This is a genomic window from Glaciimonas soli, from assembly GCF_009497155.1.
Taxonomy (GTDB): Bacteria; Pseudomonadota; Gammaproteobacteria; order Burkholderiales; family Burkholderiaceae_D; genus Glaciimonas; species Glaciimonas soli.
In genome coordinates this window covers 1-21,656 of sequence record NZ_WINI01000002.1, presented here as the reverse complement: position 1 = coordinate 21,656, position 21,656 = coordinate 1, and the positions used below count along the sequence as shown (strand labels likewise).

General features: G+C 50.9%; 16 protein-coding genes and 3 pseudogenes. 6 read left to right on the top strand and 13 right to left on the bottom strand.

The genetic code is table 11. The features are described from left to right. Positions 1 to 19 precede the first annotated feature (19 nt). Positions 20 to 1,207, top strand: a complete 1,188-nt coding sequence (locus GEV47_RS05895; RefSeq protein ID WP_153233827.1) for a porin — start codon at positions 20 to 22, stop codon at positions 1,205 to 1,207. A gap of 660 nt (positions 1,208 to 1,867) precedes the next feature. Here GEV47_RS05895 and GEV47_RS05890 read toward each other — a convergent pair. From GEV47_RS05890 to GEV47_RS05870, 5 genes are all read right to left on the bottom strand, one after another. Further along, a complete protein-coding gene (locus GEV47_RS05890) occupies positions 1,868 to 2,671 on the bottom strand; it encodes an amino acid ABC transporter permease (RefSeq protein WP_153233826.1) in 804 nt (267 codons plus the stop codon). After that, positions 2,668 to 3,309, bottom strand: a complete 642-nt coding sequence (locus tag GEV47_RS05885) for an amino acid ABC transporter permease (RefSeq protein ID WP_153233825.1) — start codon at positions 3,307 to 3,309, stop codon at positions 2,668 to 2,670. Before GEV47_RS05885 ends, GEV47_RS05890 begins: the two co-directional genes overlap by 4 nt. 81 nt (positions 3,310 to 3,390) lie before the next feature. Continuing rightward, entirely contained in the window at positions 3,391 to 4,218 is an 828-nt protein-coding gene (locus GEV47_RS05880) for a transporter substrate-binding domain-containing protein (protein ID WP_194270594.1), read from the bottom strand. An 83-nt stretch (positions 4,219 to 4,301) separates the two neighbouring features. Next, positions 4,302 to 5,030 carry an amino acid ABC transporter ATP-binding protein gene (locus GEV47_RS05875; RefSeq protein WP_153233823.1) on the bottom strand — a complete coding sequence of 243 codons (729 nt, stop codon included), beginning with the start codon at positions 5,028 to 5,030 and terminating at the stop codon, positions 4,302 to 4,304. A gap of 52 nt (positions 5,031 to 5,082) precedes the next feature. Further along, positions 5,083 to 6,108, bottom strand: coding sequence for an asparaginase (locus tag GEV47_RS05870; protein WP_153233822.1), 1,026 nt, complete (start codon positions 6,106 to 6,108; stop codon positions 5,083 to 5,085). Between the two features lie 337 nt (positions 6,109 to 6,445). Between GEV47_RS05870 and GEV47_RS19925 the strand changes: the two are divergent. Both GEV47_RS19925 and GEV47_RS19920 read left to right on the top strand, forming a co-directional pair. Beyond that, positions 6,446 to 6,622: pseudogene (locus GEV47_RS19925) on the top strand (transposase); the annotation flags it as partial. A gap of 3 nt (positions 6,623 to 6,625) precedes the next feature. After that, positions 6,626 to 6,802: pseudogene (locus GEV47_RS19920) on the top strand (IS5/IS1182 family transposase); the annotation flags it as partial. 362 nt (positions 6,803 to 7,164) lie between these two features. Here the strand turns inward: GEV47_RS19920 and GEV47_RS05860 are convergent. Then, the gene (locus GEV47_RS05860) at positions 7,165 to 8,571 is read right to left on the bottom strand and encodes an MFS transporter (protein WP_153233821.1); all 1,407 of its coding nucleotides are present in this window, start codon (positions 8,569 to 8,571) and stop codon (positions 7,165 to 7,167) included. 26 nt (positions 8,572 to 8,597) lie between these two features. Here GEV47_RS05860 and GEV47_RS05855 point away from each other — a divergent pair, with 26 nt between their 5' ends. Next, positions 8,598 to 9,602, top strand: a complete 1,005-nt coding sequence (locus GEV47_RS05855) for a LysR family transcriptional regulator (protein WP_153233820.1) — start codon at positions 8,598 to 8,600, stop codon at positions 9,600 to 9,602. 184 nt (positions 9,603 to 9,786) lie between these two features. Here GEV47_RS05855 and GEV47_RS05850 read toward each other — a convergent pair whose 3' ends face one another. Then, the gene (locus GEV47_RS05850) at positions 9,787 to 10,857 is read right to left on the bottom strand and encodes an amidohydrolase family protein (RefSeq protein ID WP_153233819.1); all 1,071 of its coding nucleotides are present in this window, start codon (positions 10,855 to 10,857) and stop codon (positions 9,787 to 9,789) included. Between the two features lie 32 nt (positions 10,858 to 10,889). Beyond that, complete coding sequence (locus GEV47_RS05845; protein ID WP_153233818.1) at positions 10,890 to 12,296, bottom strand: MFS transporter; 1,407 nt, start codon at positions 12,294 to 12,296, stop codon at positions 10,890 to 10,892. Positions 12,297 to 12,874: 578 nt separating this feature from the next. Here GEV47_RS05845 and GEV47_RS05840 point away from each other — a divergent pair. Both GEV47_RS05840 and fdhA read left to right on the top strand, forming a co-directional pair. Continuing rightward, on the top strand, positions 12,875 to 13,963 hold the full coding sequence (locus tag GEV47_RS05840) for a porin (protein WP_153233817.1): 1,089 nt from the start codon (positions 12,875 to 12,877) through the stop codon (positions 13,961 to 13,963). A gap of 293 nt (positions 13,964 to 14,256) precedes the next feature. Further along, positions 14,257 to 15,459 (top strand): formaldehyde dehydrogenase, glutathione-independent, encoded by a 1,203-nt coding sequence (gene fdhA / locus GEV47_RS05835; RefSeq protein WP_153233816.1) that lies wholly within the window; start codon positions 14,257 to 14,259, stop codon positions 15,457 to 15,459. Positions 15,460 to 15,975: 516 nt separating this feature from the next. On the opposite strand, the gene GEV47_RS05830 is transcribed toward fdhA, so the two are convergent. The 5 genes and pseudogenes from GEV47_RS05830 to GEV47_RS05810 all read right to left on the bottom strand — a co-directional run. Continuing rightward, a complete protein-coding gene (locus tag GEV47_RS05830) occupies positions 15,976 to 17,355 on the bottom strand; it encodes a winged helix-turn-helix domain-containing protein (RefSeq protein WP_153233815.1) in 1,380 nt (459 codons plus the stop codon). Positions 17,356 to 17,668: 313 nt separating this feature from the next. After that, a pseudogene (locus GEV47_RS05825) lies at positions 17,669 to 18,601 on the bottom strand (IS5 family transposase). A gap of 138 nt (positions 18,602 to 18,739) precedes the next feature. Next, positions 18,740 to 19,492 (bottom strand): DUF2894 domain-containing protein, encoded by a 753-nt coding sequence (locus GEV47_RS05820; protein ID WP_194270592.1) that lies wholly within the window; start codon positions 19,490 to 19,492, stop codon positions 18,740 to 18,742. After that, on the bottom strand, positions 19,485 to 20,135 hold the full coding sequence (locus tag GEV47_RS05815; protein ID WP_153233813.1) for an OmpA family protein: 651 nt from the start codon (positions 20,133 to 20,135) through the stop codon (positions 19,485 to 19,487). Before GEV47_RS05815 ends, GEV47_RS05820 begins: the two co-directional genes overlap by 8 nt. Then, the coding region (locus GEV47_RS05810; RefSeq protein WP_153233812.1) for a DUF802 domain-containing protein at positions 20,135 to 21,656 on the bottom strand (1,522 nt) is incomplete at its 5' end. The genes GEV47_RS05810 and GEV47_RS05815, both read right to left, overlap by 1 nt.

Genomic DNA, 21,656 nt, shown 5'->3' with positions numbered 1-21,656 from the left:
CTATATCTGGAGACTTTTCATGAACAAAACAGTACTTGTGATTTTCATCACGAGCGGCTTTGCCGCGCCTCTTGCCTATGCACAAAGCTCAGTGACGCTGTACGGCATCATTGACAACGGCGTTTCCTATGTCAATTCGAGTGCCAGCAGCTTGACCACGAAAGGGGCACGCCTCATCGGCGCAGCGACCAGCTTCGGCTCTGGCGACCGTTTGGGATTTACCGGAAAGGAAGATCTTGGCGGTGGCAGCAGCGCCATTTTTACCTTGGAAAGCGGCTTTAGCGGCAACACCGGTGCGTTGTCACAGGGGGGCCGCTTGTTCGGCAGGCAGTCTTTCGTCGGACTCTCAGATAGGAACGACGGCACACTCACGATGGGCCGCCAATATGACTACACATTCGACTACGTTGCACCGATGACATCGTGGTTGCAGTTCGGCAGTATCTATGGCGCGCATATTGGCGATGTCGATGATACATTCCAGACTTATCGGCTCAACAACTCAGTCAAGTATCAGGTTACGCCTATCCCTGGACTACAGGTCGGAGGCCTATATGCCTTCAGTAATCAGTCCGGCGGTTCAAATGGCGCTGGCTTCGCCAATAACCGAGCGTGGTCACTCGGCGCGCGTTACGACAATGGCCCGCTAGGTTTCGCTACGAGCTACCTGACATTGAACAGTCCTTCTTCCGGGCAGTCTGCAACTAACAATCCGAACGGCGCGGTCGGAGATGAATATAGCCTGCCAAGTAGTATTTTTTATAACGAAGGCTTTGTCAATCGGCAGAGTATATTTGCAGCCGCTACGGCTTATACGATTAGTGCATTGCGTCTCAATTTCATGTATTCCGATACGCAGCTAACGTATCAGGGCAACCGGAGTCTGCGCGTGGACAACTATGAACTTAACGGCAAGTATCAGATGACGCCAGCTTTTTCCATAGGCTTAGGTTATATATTCACCAACGGTTCAGGTTTCACCGGAACCGGCGCGCAGTCGTACGCCGACGGTACCCATCCTAAGTGGCATCAGATTGATTTTGGCGTGAGCTATCAACTGTCGAAGAATACCGACTTGCATCTTTCAACGGTGTATCAGCGTGCCGCAGGTGATGCCACGGAGGCCGCGATCAATGTGATTGGACCGGCTGGTATCGATAAGAAATCACAAATGCTGGTGGCGACCGGTTTGCGCTATCGTTTTTAAATCTTTGTTTGAAAATCCAGCACCATCCGTGGTGCTGGATTGATTGCTGAGCGCAGCTGCAGATCAGCACAATGTCGTTACAGCGCACGCGCGCTGGGAACAATTCAGGAACGAAGAACGATGCCGGCCCAAAGGCCAACAACTGTAGCAGTATCGATTCGTTCCATTGAGAGCGCTCCACAAATTTAGTCGATTTTTCTGGTCAATCTTGACTGGCAAAAAATTTAACAAGGCCGCCATCATTTGGAACATGCAACTCCATGTGCTGAAATAAACAATAAACGTGCCTATATTACGATCAAGCTTACATTTTGTGTTGGGGCGTGTTCACGCTAACCGTAGTCCAGAATAAAACGCTATTCGGATAACGTTCGCGCCCAATTTGAGAAGTGGTACTCGTTCTTTTACATAGATATTAACTGCGTCTTCGATCAAGTAGTTCGACTTCGTAACGTTCGTCGCGACTGCGCAGAGGCGCGCTGATTCTGCTCTGTCAAGGCGTCCGCTTCGGCTTGAGTCCAAGCTTTCGGAAGGTACTTTCTAGCGCGGATTCGCTCACCACCGATATAGTGGTCGAATTCAAACATGAAACGACCTCGTACTTTATTTTTGTATATCGATGGACTTGCTCATAGAGAATCTGGCGGACAAGTTCTCGCGTTAAGTGATGATTGTTCTGAACTTCAGAGAGCGTTGCAAGTAAAGCAATGCGGCACTAACGATGCCGTACAGCATCGTAGAAATAAACGCCGATGATAGTAAGGTTTCTGGCGCATAACTCGTTATCAACTGCGAGCTACGTAATAACTCGTTATACGGAATAATGTAACCGAGTGATGTATCTTGTACGACAGAAAGAAATTGACCGATGAGCGTCGGCATCATGCGTTTGAGCGCCTGCGGCAGAATAATGAAAGACATCGCCTGAAGTGTATTCATACCGATCGATAGCGCGGCTTCACGCTGCCCCCGCTCTAGCGACAAAATACCGGAACGCACAATCTCCGCGGTTAATGCAGAGTGATGTAGCGTCATCGCGATCACCAGAAATGCCAGACCCGGCCATGCAAAGCCAAAGACCGGTAGCAGCACCGTCATGAACAGAATCAGCAATAGCAAAGGAATCGCTCGAAAAAGAGAGATATACATTTCTGCCGATTTTTTAAACCAAAAATTTTCCGAGAGTCGGCCAAAGGCGATAGGAAACGCGAGCACTAATGAAAAAATGGTGCTCAATGCCGCGGCCTTTAAGGTTCCTAATAGACCGATGAACAAAAATTTCCACACGGTCAATTTGGAAAAAACTGCCCAGTGAACGGCGTCGAACTGGCCACGTTCAGCTAAACGCAGCGCAATAGCGCCAGTCAGGCTAACGATCAATAGTCGACCTGTCCATGTATAAATTTCATTGCGACGGGTCGCCTTCGGACCGGCGGGTTCATATAACAGAGTCGTTTTGCTCATCGACGAATCGCCATCTTCCGTTCAAGCACTCGGAATATCAATCCGGTAGGTATCGTCAATGACATATAGGCGAAGATCGCACCAATAAACCATAGCCATTGAGCGGACTCAACGTTAATTAACTGCGCCGTTTCCGTAATTTCGAGCACGCCAACCACCGCGGCAACCGAAGTCGATTTGATATGAACAATGACTAGCCCGCTCAGTGAGGGAATAACGGTACGTGCCGCTTGCGGGATAACGAGGTGACGTAGAATCTGCCAGAAAGTCATGCCAATGCTGCGAGCAGCTTCTATCTGTCCTTGGGGAATCGCATCAATGCCCGATCGAAATGCTTCAGAAATCCACGCTGCAGTATAGAAACCAAGTACCAGCAACGACGATGTGAATTCTGAAAACATCCATCCGAGTTTAGGCAAACCCCATACGACCATAATGAGAAACGCCAGGATGGGGGTCATTCGCATCAACTCGACATAGCACGCAGCGAAAGTGCGCAATGGGGCGGATGGACCGACCCGCATGATGGCCAGTATCAGCCCGACCAGGAAGGCCAGCATGAGTGACAAAAAAGCTAACTCTATCGTTGTCCACATGCTATGAAGCAGGCGCGACACGTATTCCCAAAACAGATTCAATTCTATTCTCCGTCACGATCCCTAGTGGTGATCCCGACAATCGGCCGCACGATTAATAAAGGGATGAGGGTATGTTCTGTTTTAGTAGCGGTCTACAACCGGAATTCGGGCGGCACCGAAATCCCGCAGGTTTTTATTATAGGATTTCATCCAGGTGCCGTCTTTGATGCTTTGCTCCAGCTGCGTGTTGATCCAGTTACGGAACACCGTATCATCGACTTTGACAACGATGCCATAGGGTTCAGTCGTGAACGGTTTGCCAAGCATTTTCAACTTAGCCGGCTGCAACTTCGCCAATGGCTCCAGGAGCGCCGAATCATCGACTTCGGCAACGTAACGTCCGTCAGCAACCGCTTCGGCGCAACTGTTTTTGTCCGCTAGCGAAAACAACTTCGCCTGGGGTGCCACCTTAAGCAGATTTACGCCATCATCGGTACCGGTTACTACGCAAACAGATTGGTTATTCAGGTCACTGACACTATGAATAGTGCGATTGTCCTTGGCCAGCAGGACATCCTGACCTGCGAGAAAGTATGGACCGGCGAAACCGACAATCTTTTTACGCGCGTCAGAAATTGTGACCGTATCGAGCGCCACATCGACACGTCCCGTTTGCACAAAAGCCAATCGATTCTGACTGATCACAGCGACAAATTCCACGTTATCTGCTGAACCGGTCAGTTTTTCCGCCAGATATCGCGCCAAATCAATTTCGAATCCTTCGGTTGTATCAGTGACCGGATTTTGCATGGAAAAACCAGACAACTTCAACGAGGTTCCTACCACCAATTTTCCCTTTTTGTGGATCGCTTCCATCGTGGATCCAGCCGGGAAATCTGCTGCTTTCGCGATGCCAAAAAACATAAACCCTACCGCAACAATCGCTGTACCTACTACTCTGATATTCATTGAATTACCTTTTTCAAATGTAAATGCCATGGACTATTCAAGCTAATTTTCTGGATATTCTTTTAGCTCAACTGAAAAAATTTCTAGTGATCGATTATTTTTGACAGGAAATTTTTAGCGCGCTCAGCTTGTGGGGAGTTAAAGAAAATTTCCGGTGCCGCTTCTTCGACGATCCGTCCTTCATCCATGAACACCACGCGATCAGCTGCTTTACGGGCAAAACCCATCTCGTGTGTCACGACCAGCATTGTCATCCCGGTCTTAGCGAGATCCATCATCACCGCTAGCACTTCTTTGATCATTTCAGGATCCAGTGCCGATGTAGGTTCGTCGAACAGCATTATCTTGGGATTCATCGCCAGCGATCTAGCTAACGCAACGCGTTGTTGCTGACCGCCAGACAGTTGCCACGGATATGCTTTTTCTTTATCGTTGATGCCAATTCTTCGGAGTAATTCACGCCCTTTAACTTCTGCTTCTTCAGTACTTTGACGAAGAACCTTGATCGGTCCGATGGTTATGTTTTGCAGCACAGTCAGATGGGAGAACAAGTTAAAAGATTGAAAAACCATACCGACATCTGCGCGGAACCGCGCTAACTCGCGACCTTCCAGTGGTTGCCGTATTCCATCTACGAAAATATCGCCTGAGTTGATTACTTCAAGCCTATTAATGCATCTGCACAGTGTCGATTTACCTGAGCCGGACGGTCCGATAATGACGACCACCTCGCTTTTTGGCACATCCAGATCAATATTGAATAGCACCTGACGCTGGCCGAAGAATTTGTTTACGCCACGAAGCGATACCAAGGCGGACTCCGAAGGCGAGGCGGGAGTGCTCGTGAGGGCATTGATCTTCAATTCAGACTAGCCTCAAATCGAACTCGGCGCGAAATGCACCAACCTCGCGACCGACCCAGTTGCGAATGACTGGATTGCCCCAGGTGCTGAGTGCTTCATAATCCTTAGAGCTAAACGCATCTAGCTGACGCATAACCTCGATGATGACCGCGTCCGCCACTGTTGAATTACCGTCCGCCAATTTGAGAGCGATACCTAGTCCTTGTTCGCGCATGCCAATGCAACGCACGCCGTCCGCACCTGTCTTGCTAATCCATCGCCCCTTACCAAGTAGCGTCAGTGCATTGTCAAGCCGTCCGACACCAGAGAACATTTCCGGAAAAGCCAGCATGGCGTCTGCCAGCACGGCCATCGCTCGCTGGTCGTCAGTGCCATCGTAACGAGCATTGCCAAACTGTGCCCACAGCCATGCTAGGCGCGCTAACGGCAAACCGATATTAGGTGCGTTACATCCATCCGTACCTAGCCAAATCCGGGATTCATCCAAATCAGCCAATCGTGCGACGGTCTTAATGATTTCACGCTGGAGATGGTGCGATTGATCGAGATAATCTGCAAGTGGCAAATCATGTAAACGACAATACCCAAGGAAGCCTGCGTGCTTTCCAGAGCAATTATTGTGACGTTGATCAGCTTTGAAATCAGCTGGCGGAATACCACCATCTCGGTAGCGTTTTGGCAAATGGCAGCCACATTGCAGATCAGGCTCCGTGCAACGGAATTTCTCCAACATGTCGCTCACCGCAGCGATATGCATCTCTTCGCCGGAATGACTCGCACACATTAACGCGGTTTGTCGCTGGTCAAGGCCGAATTGTTCGATGCCTTCAGATTGTACAAATGGTAGTGCCTGAAATGGCTTCAAGGTAGAACGGGAAAATGCATAGGATGTTGGGTCGCCAGCATAGGCGATTAAACGGCCAGTGCTATCCACGACGGCTACAGAACCGCTATGTATACACTCTACATGGCCGTTCCGTACAGAGTAGGCAAGATCGGTATGGTGGAAATTTGCTGTCGGACGCATTATTGGAAATTTTGGTCGATATTCTAGTTGAGTGGGCATAGCTGGCTTGGATATATTCCGCGCACGGCGATATCAGTTATGTCAATAAATCAAATGATCGGGGCGAGTATAGTGCTCGTTTATGACGCTGACATGACATTGGTATGTCACATATATTTATATAACATATTCATGATATGTTAATATTTAGGCGCACTTAAAACAGCAGTCCTATAAAGGTGCGAAGAAACCATTTTGATGTGCCACGGCTTTGTTGCACAAATCCCTGCTTGGCACGGCGAATTCGACTGAGATGCGTAAACTGCGTGCATGACAAGACCTACCCCCCCTCCCTGCCAAATATCGTACAACCAACTGGAAGCAATACAACGCTGCGTTAAAAAATCGTGGTTTCTTACATGTGTGGCTGGACAAAAATATGCGGTGGCATGGTCAAGCAGAAGGTAAGCGTGATCGCACACAAAAATTTAGCGATGCGGCAATCCAGTTTTGTTTGACGATCAAAGGGCTATTTGAATGGAGAGGCTATCACCGTCGCATTTTGGTTGAAACCAAAATGCGTTGTTTTACATTATTGGGTGAACGCGTTATGGCCAGAGAATTTGATCGTCAGGTAACAGAGCCGCACGTGCGTGCGACCACCCTTAATCGCTTCACGCGATTAGGTACGCCTGACACCATTCGTGTGTCCTGAGTTTGCGGGGTATGGGGATATTGCGGATTGCCTTTGATTTATGCAACAAAGCCCATTTGAGTTAGGGGAGCTACTTTGATCGTAACGTACTTCTCAGTACGGCTTGTACCGAGCGTCCTTCTCATAGTGTACGGACTGACGTCATCGACCAATTCGAGCGGGAAAGCAGCCAAATTTGCACAATAGACCGCCCAAGGACCAGCCGGTTTCCATGCATCAAAACCGCTGTTTCATGGTCTCTTGCTTGCGCGATTTTTTCGTCGCGTCCTCATCAACATGGATGGTCCAGCTGCTTTTTGAATAATCCCGAGGGGAAAGTGGTGCAGCAGTCATCTCTTATGTTCAATTTTCACGGGAGCTTGCTATCCCCGGATTCGGCTCACTGCCATTCCGGTGACCGCGAATCCGGCACCAAGCATCAGCGCGGCTTGCGATACGTGACCGGCGTTAAGTTTAAACATCAACCCGGCCAATGCCGCACCCATTGTCATTCCAATCATCCGCGCCATTGTCATCACTCCGCCTGCCGCACCACTGCGTTCGCGTGGCCCTGAAGTCAGGAGAACCCGGTTGTTTGGTGTCTGAAAGAATCCAAAACCGATGCCACATAGCGCAATCCGCCAAGCGATGCTACCGGAGCTTGCGTCAGCCGGCAACGCCGCTAATAGACTCAGGCCAAGCGCCAGTACTGCCAGCCCGATAGTAGTTAAATTACGAGCCTCAAAGCGGTCAGACAATCGTCCGGCGAGTGGCGCCACGAAGACAATGACCAATGGCCAAGGCGTCATCAGCAGACCTGTACCCACTTCGTTTCGTCCAAATTGATGCTCAAGAAGGAATGGCAACGAGACATAGGCGATCGTCTGCGCCATGTAGGAGCAGATGGAAGTCAGCACCGCCAGCGTAAATTGCCTGATGCGGAGCAAATCAATTGGCACGAGCGGCGTTTTATGGGCGCGCTGTTGCAGAATCAGAATGATGGCGAGCACCAGTGCCACCACAATTTCGATCGTCGCTGATGTGTCGCCGGCAGGATTGCCCAATCCAGCCACGCCAATAATCAGGAACACAAATACGAGAGCGTTGAGAATTGCACCAATTGAATCGAATGCTCTATGCACGCCACGACCGCGAGGTAATATTATCGTCGCCAGTGTTACTACCAATATTCCAAGCGGCACATTGACGGCAAATAACCAATGCCAGTTGGCGATCGACAGGATCAACGCTGCTGCGCTCGGCCCGAGTGCAGCCGACAGCGCCACGGTGAGGGCGAGCAACGCGATACCGCGGCCAACGATTTTTTGCGGAAAAACCGACCGCAGCAGAGCCGGTACAACCGTCGACATGCATGCGCCGCCGAACCCTTGTACTGCACGAGCGATGATCAATATATGAAGCGATGGTGCAATCGCGCAGATGATGGAGGCTAGGGTGAAGACGATCGCTCCGGTGAGGTAAATGCGCTTGTGGCCCATCATGTCCCCCAGTGCCGCCAACGGCAGCACTGAAATCGCAAGCGCCAACTGGTAAGCATTGGCGACCCATAATGTCGTGGCTGGTGTGCCGCTTAAATCGTGCGCGATAGTAGGCAGCGCGATGTTCGCGATTGCCGCATCGAGATTCCCTAGAAACGTTCCCAGTAAAATCGAGAGGACCGCCCAATACCGCCGTGGCAAGCCAAGGCCATCTTGCTCGACATTGTCGGCCTTGATTTTTTTTAAATCGGCATTTGATGCGGCGTTAATACTATAAAATGTTAAAGACATTAGATTGATTTCCTGGAGTGTTACTGATGATCTATAGCCCGACGTTGAAGACACACTCTGGCAAGGCTTCTATGCATGCCTATTCGCCACTGCGAATGGCCAAAAAATTACGGTTAAGTCAATTGATGATCGTCGAGAGCGCCCTCAAAACTTTTTCATTCGCAACCACCGCACAACATCTTGGCATGACCCAGTCGGCGGTCACGAAGGCGATACACGAGCTTGAAGTGTTCTTTGATGCCAAGCTATTTGAGCGCACAAACCGCGGCGTTCGCCCGACCGAAGTCGGTTTTCGCATGGAAGAACATGTGCGCGTCATTCTCGCTGAAGTACGTTTCATGACTGATTCGCTGAATGCCTTGCGCTTAGGGGAGGCGGGCAGCGTCATCATTGGTACGTTGACTACGGCGACTTCACTGTTTCTGCCGGATGCATTGCATCTGCTACGCGAACGTCATCCCAATATCAACGTATCAATTTCGGTTGGCGATCGCAGTCAACTTTTCGGTTACCTCGTCGCCGGCAAAGTCGACATTGTCATCGGTGCCATTCCTCCGCCTTCCTTCAATGTAAATGAGCAAGTCACTCACCATGTACTCTACAACGATGACTTGTGCATCATCGCCGGCAGCGAACATCCTCTGGCCGAACGGGAAGTTCTCAGTCTCAAGGAACTCCTTCCTTATCCGTGGGTCATTCCATCACATGAATCGCTGGTAAGAGGCAAAGTGGACAAGCTATTTCGTGAGGCGGGACTGCTCCTGCCATCCAACATAATCGAATCTTTGTCCCCAATTACCAATATCGGCCTTCTGCTGGATCAGCAGTCGCTCGCTTTCATGTCGGCCGGGCTGGCAGAGCTTTTCTGTACAGCCGGGCTAGTGGTAAAGTTGCCGATTGATCGCCACTGCAGCTTCGGGGAAGTCGGTTATTCGGTTTCAGCGCATCGGTCTCCTACCCTTGCAACGCAGATATTCATCACTCTTCTCAAGGAGGTGGTTGCCATTCCGCGACTCCCGTTTCAGAAATAACTCTGAGTCCCACACCTGATTATTATTCTGCAATGCTGGCCCGACTCGCAGTATGCAGCGTTTGCTTATCTTGCCAGCAGCCTCCAAATGAATAACCATATAGAGGCTTTGCTTCTTTTCCGCGATGGCTATCCGTTGCTGCTGCTAGTTCCTCGTACCGTCGGTAACCATCGCCTGGCGAAATTTATTTCGTCAACCGGAAAATATTTTCGGCATTGGTCTGAAAGAATCGCTTCTTGTCTGCAGCGTCCATTGCCATGCCGTCAAGGCCGATGACTTCATCAATCGCATGCTGGTACGGATAGTCCATCGCGTACATTACGCGGTCCATGCCGATCACCTGCTGGGTGAATTTGATCGCAGGTTCCCATGCTACGCCGCTGTTGGTGAAGTAAAAATTTTCGCGCAAATAGTCACTGGGTTTCTTCTTGAGCGGTTTCATACTCTGGTAGCGTTCCGATACGACGGTTGCCCGGTGCATGTAATCGAGGCGATATGCCCAGAACGGTAATGCTTCGCCCATGTGGCCGAGGATGATTTGCAGCTTCGGAAAACGATCGAATACGCCGGCCGTTATGATGCGTAGCGCATGTAATCCTGTCTCTACGCCGAAGCCAAAAATTGCTCCATCGAGTCCGCATTCCAGGAACGGTTGGATCATGTTGCGCGGGGGAGTACTCGGATGGATGTAAATAGGTGTGTCGTTCGCCTCTGCCGCTTCGAATATTTCCCAGAATTTCGGGTCGGACAAATATTCGCCGTGGGTATGTGAGTTGACGATTACGCCTGTCAGACCGAGCTTTTGAATACCTCGTTCAATTTCCTTCGCGGCCTCTGCCGGATTCTGTGGCGCGACGGCGACCATCCCCGAAAAACGGGTTGGATGTTTACGTACGGCTTCTGCGAGCTCGTCGTTGGCCACGCGTGCAAACGACACCGCAGTTTCGGTATCCATGATTTGCACGCCGGGCGATGTCAGAGCAATTATCTGGCGGTCGATGCCTGCTTCATCCATATGCTGCAGACGCTTTTGGCCGAGATCAGTTAGGCACTCAATGATGTGCCGTGCCCGTGCGCTTGGACTGTTCATGTAGAAACCCATTAAGCTGACAAAACCCGGGTCAGGGTCATTGCCGGCTAAAATTTTCTTGTAAATCGTCAGCAGTTCCGCCGGGGCGAATGCTTCCTCGGTGGCGATACGCGCATAACTGACCTTTGGAGGCCGCAAAACATCTTTTGATTCTGGGTTACTCATTGGAAATTTCCTTTCTCAGTGAAAAATGGGGATTAGTGACGCGTACTGGTTGAGACAGATTCGGTGAATTCTGTCGGCTGTTTTTCGATCCGCTGGGTGGCTATCTTGCCAGAGCGACCAAAGCGGGAGAATGTGAACGATAATCCGGCTGCCGCTAGCGCTGCCAGCAGTGCCGGTACCGCTCCGGCGTATAACATATGGTCGGCAGACCAGTTGAGGGAGAGCAAGACACCGCCAATGATCGGGCCGATCACTGAGCCGATCCGGCCAATTCCCAATCCCCAGCCAATGCCCGTCGAACGCATGGAGGTGGGATATATCCGACTTGCGATCGCGTGAGTGCAAGCTTGTCCACCGATGATGCCGGCACCCGCAAAGGAAGTGGCAATGATCAGCAGAATAGGATTCTCCAGTGAGGCACCGACACCAAAGATCGCAATTGTTCCTAGCATATAGAGCAGCGCTAGAACGAAACCGGGATTGAAGCGCTCAAGAACGATGCCAAGAGTAAGGCTGGCAACAGTGCCAGCGATCTGCAACGCTGAAGTCGCATAGACCGACATTTCAAGAGATATACCTGATTTATGCAGCAGGGTCGGCAGCCAACTGGCAAAGAAGTAAATTTCCAACAAACACATGAAGTAGACAACCCAAATCAAAATGGTCGCGAAAGCACGACCTTCAGCAAAGAGATGTTTTACTGTGAGACCCGGCGCCCGTTGCTCGATCACGACAAAGCGCGTATCGGGAGAAAATTCCAAATGCGGACATATTTTTGCCATAAGGTGAACCAACTTTTGGCGACTAACATCTCGGATTGCCTGATAGCTGATCGACTCAGGCAACCAGATGAGCATCATTAAAGCCAACACCAGCGGCATCGTCCCGCCAATTTGAAATATGATGGGCCATCCACGGCTTTGTAGCAATGCACCGGCAGTCACTCCCCCCAATGCGGAACCAAGTGAAATGCCGCAGGAAATAATCATGACGGTCATGGCGCGACGGCGAGTCGGACTATATTCGGAGCCCAATGCGAAGATGTTGGGGAGTAGGCCACCGAGCGCAAGTCCAGCAAGTACACGCAACATGATCAGTTCGTTCATCGTGTCGACAGATGCCATTGACATCGTACAGACGCCGATCATTGCCATGCATAAGATAATGATTTTGCGGCGACCGATGTAATCGGCCAACGAGCCGAGTCCGATTGCACCGATCGCCATGCCGATCAGTCCGGCTGAAAAGGCCGGCGCGAATGCGGCTGGCGAAATACCCCAGCTCTTACCGATAGCTGGAACGACATACCCAAGTGCTTGGGCGTCAAAGCCGTCGGCCAGCAGGCACAGGAAACAAAGGCAGAAAATGCGGAATTGGAAAGCACTGATATGTTGGCTATCGATGACTTCCGACAGATTAGCCGTAGCGGGGTGTTTCAAACTTGTCTCCTTGGTATCTGCTTACTCTGATGGAAAGCGTTCTAGTTGTAGACTTCCGCAACCGAAAATCCAGTATGAGTATGCCGGATCAAAAGAACTAGTGAAAATATTTTCCGTTGATATTCTTTATTGGAATATCAAGGATTTGTGCAAAAAGCAGAGATGAGGACGATGCTTGAAGCTAGCATCGATTTTTGGGGAAGAACACTCTCCCTCTCTAAATCGTACAACGCGTACGAACACTTTAGGTTGCGCTCCGATTCGATCAGTTTTGTATCTCGCCTGCAGATGACAATGTTGACATCGGACGATTCGATGCCGACTTCAGGACGTCGCTCCATACTCCTCTGATTTTTTATGCAATATTTTGATATTCCTAAACAGAATATCAAAATATGATTTTTTCGTTAGTTATTTCTATTCGGAAAATTCATACTCGTCTTACTGTTGCGAAAATCCAGTGGCTGAGCGCCTTTCATCAGGGTAAACAGATACGGGCGATAGCACCTTAAAAAGCTAATTTCGCAAAAAACAGAAAATAAAAAAGATTGTTTTAAATCAAAGTAGGAGACAAAATAATGAGCAATTTAGTACGTGTTGCAGTCGGGATTTCTGCAATTCTTAGTTCGGCCGCCGTATTGGCGCAGTCGCAGGTGACGGTCTACGGACTCATCGATAGCAGTGTTGAATATGTGACTCATGTCAATGCAGCGAGTGATTCGGCAGTCAAAGAGCCGGGGCTGACCGGGACATATCCTTCTCGCCTCGGCTTCAGAGGTAACGAGGATCTGGGTGGAGGTTTGCAGGCTCTGTTCGTCTTGGAAATGGGCTTTTTGCCGGATACCGGCACAATGGGCCAGGGTAATCGCTTATTTGGACGCCAGTCGTATGTCGGCCTGAAGAACTCCTACGGAACCATCATGTTGGGACGCCAGGTCAATATGACCTACATCGCTTCACTCAAAGCGGATATTTTGGGGGCGAATCTCTATGGCACAGGCAGTCTTGATGCTTATTTGCCGAATGCCCGTAGCGATAACGCAATCGGTTACCTCGGCACTTTCTCGGGTGCCACGCTTGGCGCAACCTATAGTTTCGGACGCGATAGCTCTTCTGCAGGCGGTCCGGCTGCGACTAATTGCGGCGGTGAAATAGCAGGCAATGCGCAAGCCTGCCGTCAGATGACCGGTATGTTGGCTTACGACACTACCTCGTTCGGGGTTGCCGCTGCCTACGACATCATGTATGGCGGCCCCGGTGCCGCCGCTCCCTTAACCAACAGCAGTTACAGCGATCAGCGCATTTCCCTGAATGGTTATTTTATGTTGGACGAGGCTAAGATTGGCGGCGGCCTGCTAGACCGCAGGATAAAAGCTGCAGTCGAGACCAATTCCGATATGTATTACTTCGGCGTCAGTTACCCGTTCAATAATACCTTAGTGCTGGACGGAGAGATTCTGCGCCTGAATGTCAGGGGTACGAACAAGGTCTCTACCATGCAGGTTATGCGCGTGACCTACAACCTCTCGAAGCGCACGGCCTTGTACACCTCGCTTGGCTATATGCGGAATGGCGGTTCGGCAGCGGTCTCACTGGACGGCGGCGGTACCGTGGGTGTCGGGATGAGTCAGGTCGGCATCATGAGCGGCATCCGTCATACATTCTAAGAGTCCGTTTTACTATCTCGCTGGGCGGACGTGATTTACTGCTAAACGGTGCCCAAAATCATTATGGTACTGAAAAGTACATTCTGGTTTCTCTACGCATTTTACGTTCAAGTCAGCGTAGCTGGGGCAACAGATCTCAAATATGTTTTGTGCAAATTAATGCTTTCCGTTGCCGCCGTTGCGGTGACAGAAAATCCGAACGAGCCGTTAGCCTGATTCACCTTGATACTTGATTTTGGTGAAACTTGTATAGCGGTAAATACCAACTCTGATTCGAATCAGAAGGAGATCATATGTCAGAAAATCGTGGTGTGGTGTATGTCGGTGGCGGTAAAGTCGAAGTACATTCGATTCCATTTCCAAAACTTGACAATCCGCAAGGGAGGAAGATTGAACATGGCGTCATTCTGAAGGTTGTTTCAACCAATATTTGCGGCTCCGATCAGCATATGGTGCGCGGCCGGACTACTGCGCCAACTGGCCTGGTATTGGGGCATGAAATTACCGGTGAAGTAATTGAATGCGGCTCGGATGTGGAGACCCTGAAGAAGGGCGATTTGGTCTCGGTTCCATTCAACGTCGCCTGCGGTCGCTGCCGTACCTGCAAGGAACAGCATACCGGTGTCTGCGAAACGGTTAACCCGGCGCGTGCCGGTGGCGCCTACGGCTATGTCGATATGGGCGACTGGATCGGCGGCCAGTCGGAATACGTGATGGTGCCCTATGCCGATTTCAATTTGTTGCGCTTCCCGGACAAAGAACAGGCGATGTCCAAGATTCGCGATTTGACCTGCTTGTCCGATATTCTGCCAACCGGCTATCACGGTGCGGTCACTGCCGGTGTTGGTCCTGGCACCACGGTATACGTGGCGGGAGCCGGTCCGGTCGGACTGGCTGCGGCAGCGTCTGCGCGCTTACTGGGTGCGGCGGTAGTGATCGTCGGCGATGTGAATCCTTTGCGTTTGATACACGCCCGCAATGTCGGCTTTGAAACGGTCGATCTATCGCTTGACGCCACGCTGAGCGATCAGATTGAACAGATTCTGGGCACCCCGGAAGTCGATTGCGCAATTGATTGCGTCGGTTTCGAAGCGCGTGGTCATGGTCACGCTGGTGCCCAGGCCGAAGCGCCAGCCACGGTACTCAACTCATTGATGGAAATCACCCGCGTCGCTGGCAAGATCGGGATTCCTGGTCTGTACGTTACTGAAGATCCGGGCGCAACCGACAGCGCTGCCAAAAAAGGCAGCCTGAGCATACGCCTCGGTCTTGGTTGGGCCAAGTCGCATAGCTTCCACACCGGTCAAACGCCTGTGATGAAGTACAACCGGCAACTGATGCAGGCCATCCTGTGGGACCGGATCAATATTTCCGACATCGTCGGCGTCGAAGTTATTACGTTGGACAATGCGCCGCAAGGTTACGAGCAATTCGATGCCGGTGCACCGAAGAAGTTTGTGATCGATCCGCATAATCTGGTGAAACGCACGGCTTAACCGGTCCGGTAGCAATATTAGCGTGACATCGAAGAGCTTGATCGACATGACGCGATCAAGTTCTTTTTTTACGCCGTTTTTTGTGATCCGTGAAGGTTGGCATTCTGTAATACACATATCCTGGTGGCCTAGGGCGGAATCGAACCACTGACACAAGAATTTTCAATTCTCTGCTTACAGGACTTTTTAATAAAATGAGTTTGCTGAACTCCACTACCCGGGTAGTGGGAAGCATAGTTTTGCACTTTATTAAGGAAGCATATCTTTGCATTTGGCACAAAGATATGCTTCCTGTCTCACTGCAGTGGTCTGGTGTGGTTTGTAATGATGGAGGCGGCGGGAATCGAATCCGCGTCCGCCATCTATGGCTGAAGCTAGAGCCACCCCCCAATTTAGCCGCTGAAAACTATAACTTCCCAAGCTCATCTAGTTTTCTCCACCTCTTCTGAGAGAGGACGTCCATGCCATTAGCCCAATACTAATTGGTCCACGAAAAACGTCATATTCAGATTGCCGTTAAATTTGTTTTCTGGGTATACGGGAAAATACTTTCTCATACACCCAAGGATAGTCGGGATGTTGTTTCAACTCTGCACATTCTGGAAAGCTGAGTGTCAAAGGCAAGATACCAAATCTGATTTCAGCTGCGCTCTTCACTTTCGTCATCGCCTCGTCGAGCATTCCCATGGCAATTAGAGCCGCCGAATGTACTCCATGAATACTGCCATCGTTTTCAATAATTTCCAATGCTCCCGCATGATCGCCGCAACGCGCAAGTACGTAAGGAACGACCCTTGACGCGAAGGCATGTGCATAGCGGTCTCTTTGCACGAAATGACGCGCAGCATGTGCGATTTCTGGTTGCGGGTCTATCCAGGCTAGCGTGTAGAGTAGATTTAGATAGGTGACCGGACTATCTGGATGAGATGAATATACGCTTCGTGCTTGAGCAAGCACTTCGACTGGATCCATATTGGCAAAAGCGTATGCACGTACTAATCCGACGGCGACAGTTGGCGAGAATGGATTAAGTTGAACCGCAGTACGAAAAGCGCCGATGGCCTCAGATGGAGCTTGACTGTTTAATAGATGAAAGCCATAACGAGAGTAGGCAACGTCATCATCCGGAGACATTTGCAACGCCTGTTCGTGCGCCATCCTAGCCTCATCGAAATGCCACTTGCAATCAAGAAGGTAGCCTGTCACTGATTGCAGGCCTTGCAAATAGGGTTCGGCATCTTGAACGGATCTTAATTCGCCAAGAGCATCGTCGATTTGTGAGCGCTGTATATTCCCATCGAAAAATGCGTGCTCGGCTACGTATTGTGCGAGCAACAGTTTGGCCATCATATAGTCGGGGGCCTTGGAGATGACATTTTTGAGTATAGCTTCCGCTTGGGAAAAGGCATCCGGCGAACGACGTTCAAGTAATTGCCGAGCGTGAATGCAAGCCTCGACTAGTGCAGCATGCGGCTTTGCCACATCGGATTTCTGGGGAGAGTGAACCATCGCCGGCACAAGCGATAATCGCCGCACTTTATCCGCTAAAATCGCCAAACGATAGCCTTGTCCATAAAAGGCATCAATCGCCACCACGCCAAGATTGGAGAGAGTTCGACGTAGTTGCGTAATACAGCGCGCCAGACTTTCATCTGACATGCGCCCAGCCCAGACATTTTTTGAAAAATCGTCTTTTGAAACGACTTTCGGCCAAGCATTTAGCAACAGACGGAAGGCCCCGCGTTCCTTGGGAGGCAAAAAAAGAAGTGAGTCTTTGTAAGAAACAAAACCATCCCGGTCTATAGTGAATCCGGCTGATACCGGATCTATATCGGCAAGTGCACCTGATGAGTTATGCATTTCAGTGGCCCAAAATATTCCATGTAATCTTTGCAATCATCGACAACAAATTTACATTATTTATATTCTATCGGCTATTCAATGCCGATTGTTACGTTGCCCTACGGAATTTGCATGATATCCGTCAAGAAAGTTTCTTTGTGCGTGGTTAAAATAGTAGGTTTTATGGAGTAATTGACAATAATGCAGGAATGACAGGGGGGGGAGCCCGTAGATCATAGCCTGGACTTGGCACCTCCCGAAACTGCGCCAATAGGGCGATATGCTACTTCAATCGGATTGGTATATAACGTACAGGCCTTGTTGCACAAATAAATTTCAGAGCGCAATGACCCCATATCCCACAAACTCAGATCACGCGAATGGTGTCAGGTGTCCCTAATCGCGTGAAGCGATTAAGGATAGCTACGCGCACTTGCAGCTCAGCTACCTGACGTTCAAATTCTCTAGCCATCACGCGTTCGCCCAACAATTTGAAACAACGCATTTTGGTTTCAACCAAGCTACGGCGATGGTAGCCACTCCACTTTTTCCACAGCGTTCTGTCTAGATAGCGTGTGGCGCGTAAGGTTTCATTTCTTGCTTTGGCACCCGCCGTATTTTCTTTCCAATACTGCGCATTCTTACGCGTAGGGATGACCGCTGCAGCGCCACGTGCCGCAATCGCAGTGTGACAGCCTTTGGTGTCATAAGCACCATCGCCACTGACAGCGCAGATGGTTTCGCTCACTGGAATTTGTTTGAGTAATTCCGGCAACATGGGTGCATCACCGACGCTGTTATCGGTTATTTCTATCGCGCGTATTTCCATCGTTTCGGCATCAATGCCCAGATGCACTTTACGCCATTGTCGTCTATAGTCAGCGCCGTGTTTCTTGGTTTTCCACTCGCCTTCGCCTAGCATTTTGATACCGGTACTATCGACTAATAAATGCAATCCATTTCGACTGCTGTGACGCGGGATGATGACGGGTAAATGTTTCTGCCGTCGGCATACTGTGCTGTAATCTGGGACTTCTCAATCCAGTTTGGCTAACTGCAAAGGACTCTGTATAAAACCAATTGCCTGGCGCAGTGCCAGACCAAATAGTCCTTTGATTGTCAGGCAAAATTGGATGGCGGCATCACTAAATTGTTGTACCCGACCACGACAACCTGAGGGCTGACCATGTCATTGCATATTGTTGTCTAGCCACACATGCAAGGAGCCGCGATTTTTTAATGCAGCGTTGTATTATTTCCAGTTGGTCGTACGGTATGTCGCGGGAGCAGGTTTTGTCATCCTTACAGTTTACGCATCTCAGTAAACTTCGTCAGGCTAAGCTGCGATTTGTGCAACAAAGCCCAGTTGGGTCACGATTCAATCAGCGCCAACAAGCGGGGGCATTCGGTTTCTGGAATGATGGGAAATTTGCGCACTTCATTGCGCTTTATTTTTTCCCGCCCTCGCTATCTGGCGTTTTTTTGGCTTGTCCAGTTTTTCTTTCTCGCATTGATCGAGACATAACAAGGTATCCGCATAAGACATGAACCGGTTAAGATAGTCGGGTGAGATATCGCGCATCAATGCCAGTGAGCGCAGCACCAGCATGTGGGAATTAATCGGTCCGGCATTCTTCGGAGCTTGCTCAAGTGCTTGTGCCATCTGTTTGTCGACGCTCAGTTTTGACCAGGTATTTCTGAAATTCCGTATGGTTTTCAGTTCAGAGCGCGCTCCGACATTTCCCTCCAAACGTCCATCAGAATTTTCCGGAGAGTGTTGTTCAAGTTGGCGCACCAGTGCGCTCAAAGTTGCGCATTGTTCGCGGGTCTGCAGAGTAGTGATAAATCGTCGTAATTCTTTGAAATTGCTTGTGGCAAAAAGTCGTTGCAGATCGTCGGCGGCATGCGGATATTGCTGCATACTGCCGGCGACGGTTTCCTTGGCATCACCTTTGGCCAAATCAAAGCGTTCTTTAAACGCCGCCAGCGCTTGCGCCAGCTTGGCATCGAGCATGCGTTTGACGTTCCCCCGATGCGCTATTGCGCGTTTTGCCAGCACTTCAATATAGTGCAGACGCACGGGATCGAACTGGTCCGCGCCTGCTGTGCGCAGGGAAGCGATTAGCGTGTTGAAATCAGGGGATGAATCGAGTGGCGCCTCCGTGATTTCCCTGCGATCCACTTCATTCATGGGACGGAGTTTTTTCGTTGGAGGTTTTCGGTACGGGCGCCATTTCCACCCGTCGGTTTTGCGCGCGCGCAGCGTCATCGGTGTTGGGACTTACCGGCTGCTCGGCACCAAAGGCTGCCGCAAATACCATGGAGGACGGCATCCCTTCGTCGATCAAGGTGCGGGTGACTGTCAACGCGCGCTGGGCCGATAATTCCCAATTGTCGGCGAAGGGGCCGCCCCGTATGGACTTGTTGTCGGTAAACCCGCTCACCATCAGCAGTTCATCGCGTGTCGTCAGATAAGCCCGCAGCGGGGGGACCAGGCTATTTAATAGTTGCCGACCTTCAGGCTGCAACTGGTTCGAATTGAGTGCGAACAGTACCTGGCCACTGATGCCAATGCGCCCGTTGTTTAGCGTGATGCGCCCCGATGCCAGCGGAATCGCCAAGGCATTTTCCAGACTCATGCGGCGCTGCTCCTCGACATGGCGCTTTTTCACTTCGTCTTGCAGGTGCGATGTCAATTCCATTTGAACAGCCACCACGCCGACCAATATCAGCACAAAAGCGCCCAGCAAGCCTGACATCAGGTCGCCAAAAACGGCCCAGACCGGGGCCGTGTGTTCCATGTCGGCGTCGCTGTCATCCACACTGTTATGCATTATTTGACCTCTTCAGCCAACAAAGCTTGCTTGGCCGGAAGTTGGCGCAGCTCTTCAAAAATTTCTTTTTGCGACATCATGCTCAAGTCGATGATTTCACGCGCCTGGGCTACGTAATAGGCGAGTTGTTCGTCGCTTCTCAGCATGGATTTGTCCATCGCGCCTTCAATGCGCTGCAGGTTGGCGATCAGCTTTTCATTGGCCTCATTGAACGAGTGCACGGCAAAACCGAAGGCTTCACTCAGGCTCGATACGTCGACAGCGCTGCTGGTAACATGTGCGGCAATGTCGGAGAGTTTTGCGGCCTCGACGGCGACATTATCCGAAAACGCGTTGCCGGCAGCGTTGAGCGCCACCGCCGAGGAGGCCACAAGGGAGTCGATCGCGGCGCGCTGTTCAACGGAAGCATGATTGATCGCATTGAGCAGGGCATTGAGTGTTTCCATGATGCGGCTGCGTTCCTCCAGCAGCTCGTTGTCGCGCGCAACGCTGGTGGAGATTTCCTGGCGCAATTGTCCAATGATTTCTGCCGCGGCGCGCGGGGCTTCCGAGGCCGTTTGTATGAGTCGCGTGATCGGTTCTTCCAGCGCGGTGCCCAGCGTGGTCAAATGACTTGTCAGCGCAGTTTGCAATTGGCTCAGCCGTTCAACCGCCGCATTGCCACGCAAGACTTCTTCCTCTTTGAGCGCGCCCAGTTCGGTACGCAACACGCCGGCCAGTTGATTCATGCGTTCGCTGTGCTGTTCGATCCAGTGCGCTTCGGAGGCGATGCGGGAGCGCATTAATTCTTCAGCGCCAGCGATCAAGCGGGTTGTTTCGGCTAGTGTATTGCTGGCGCTGGTCTGCGCATGTTCGGTGAAGTGTTGCGCGGTCTGAGTCAAGGTGTCGCAAATTTGCTGCTGCTGAGTAAGCGTTTGCGTGCTCGTTTGTTGCAATTCGTGAGCGAGCGCCGCCGCCATGGCTTCCAACGATTGCGTCCACGCCTGCTGCCGCTGTTTGTCGCGCTCTGCCTGATTGGTCTGCAGGTTGGCGTAGGTCTCTCCGACCATAGTTACGAGGGTGCCCGAACGCTGCTCGAATGTTTCGTTGAATGCGTCCAGTGAACGGCCCACGCCGGTGACCATGCTGCTACTTGCCTGTTCGTGGCTCCTGAGCGCCGCTGTCCAGGTTTCGGCCACGGTGGCGGCGGTAACGCTGAACCGTGCAGAAAGTCCGTCGAGTTGCGTCTGCGCCGCATCGGCCATGCGCTCGTGCATCAACTTCGCTTCACTTGCGATCCCGCTCATCGCCGCCTCGAACACGGGTTTGATACTTTCGCCGGTAGCATGCGCGCTCCGGCTCAAGCTCTCGCGCAGGGATTGGTCTACTGCGGATGCCAGATCGGTATATACGCCTTTGACATTGCTGTGAAAGTCCTCTTGATTGCTGAGCAAGCGCTGATTCAGCTGTTGGCTCATGCCCTCCATTTGCGCCATCATCGCCTGCAATTTATCGACTACCTGAGGCAAGGCCTGAGATTGC

Coding starts and splice junctions, on each gene's coding strand:
- GEV47_RS05895 (WP_153233827.1), top strand. CDS start 20: ATGAACAAAACAGTACTTGTGATTTTCATCACGAGCGGCTTTGCCGCG.
- GEV47_RS05890 (WP_153233826.1), bottom strand. CDS start 2,671: ATGAGCAAAACGACTCTGTTATATGAACCCGCCGGTCCGAAGGCGACC.
- GEV47_RS05880 (WP_194270594.1), bottom strand. CDS start 4,218: ATGAATATCAGAGTAGTAGGTACAGCGATTGTTGCGGTAGGGTTTATG.
- GEV47_RS05870 (WP_153233822.1), bottom strand. CDS start 6,108: ATGCGTCCGACAGCAAATTTCCACCATACCGATCTTGCCTACTCTGTA.
- GEV47_RS05860 (WP_153233821.1), bottom strand. CDS start 8,571: ATGTCTTTAACATTTTATAGTATTAACGCCGCATCAAATGCCGATTTA.
- GEV47_RS05855 (WP_153233820.1), top strand. CDS start 8,598: ATGATCTATAGCCCGACGTTGAAGACACACTCTGGCAAGGCTTCTATG.
- GEV47_RS05850 (WP_153233819.1), bottom strand. CDS start 10,857: ATGAGTAACCCAGAATCAAAAGATGTTTTGCGGCCTCCAAAGGTCAGT.
- GEV47_RS05840 (WP_153233817.1), top strand. CDS start 12,875: ATGAGCAATTTAGTACGTGTTGCAGTCGGGATTTCTGCAATTCTTAGT.
- fdhA (WP_153233816.1), top strand. CDS start 14,257: ATGTCAGAAAATCGTGGTGTGGTGTATGTCGGTGGCGGTAAAGTCGAA.
- GEV47_RS05820 (WP_194270592.1), bottom strand. CDS start 19,492: ATGAATGAAGTGGATCGCAGGGAAATCACGGAGGCGCCACTCGATTCA.
- GEV47_RS05815 (WP_153233813.1), bottom strand. CDS start 20,135: ATGCATAACAGTGTGGATGACAGCGACGCCGACATGGAACACACGGCC.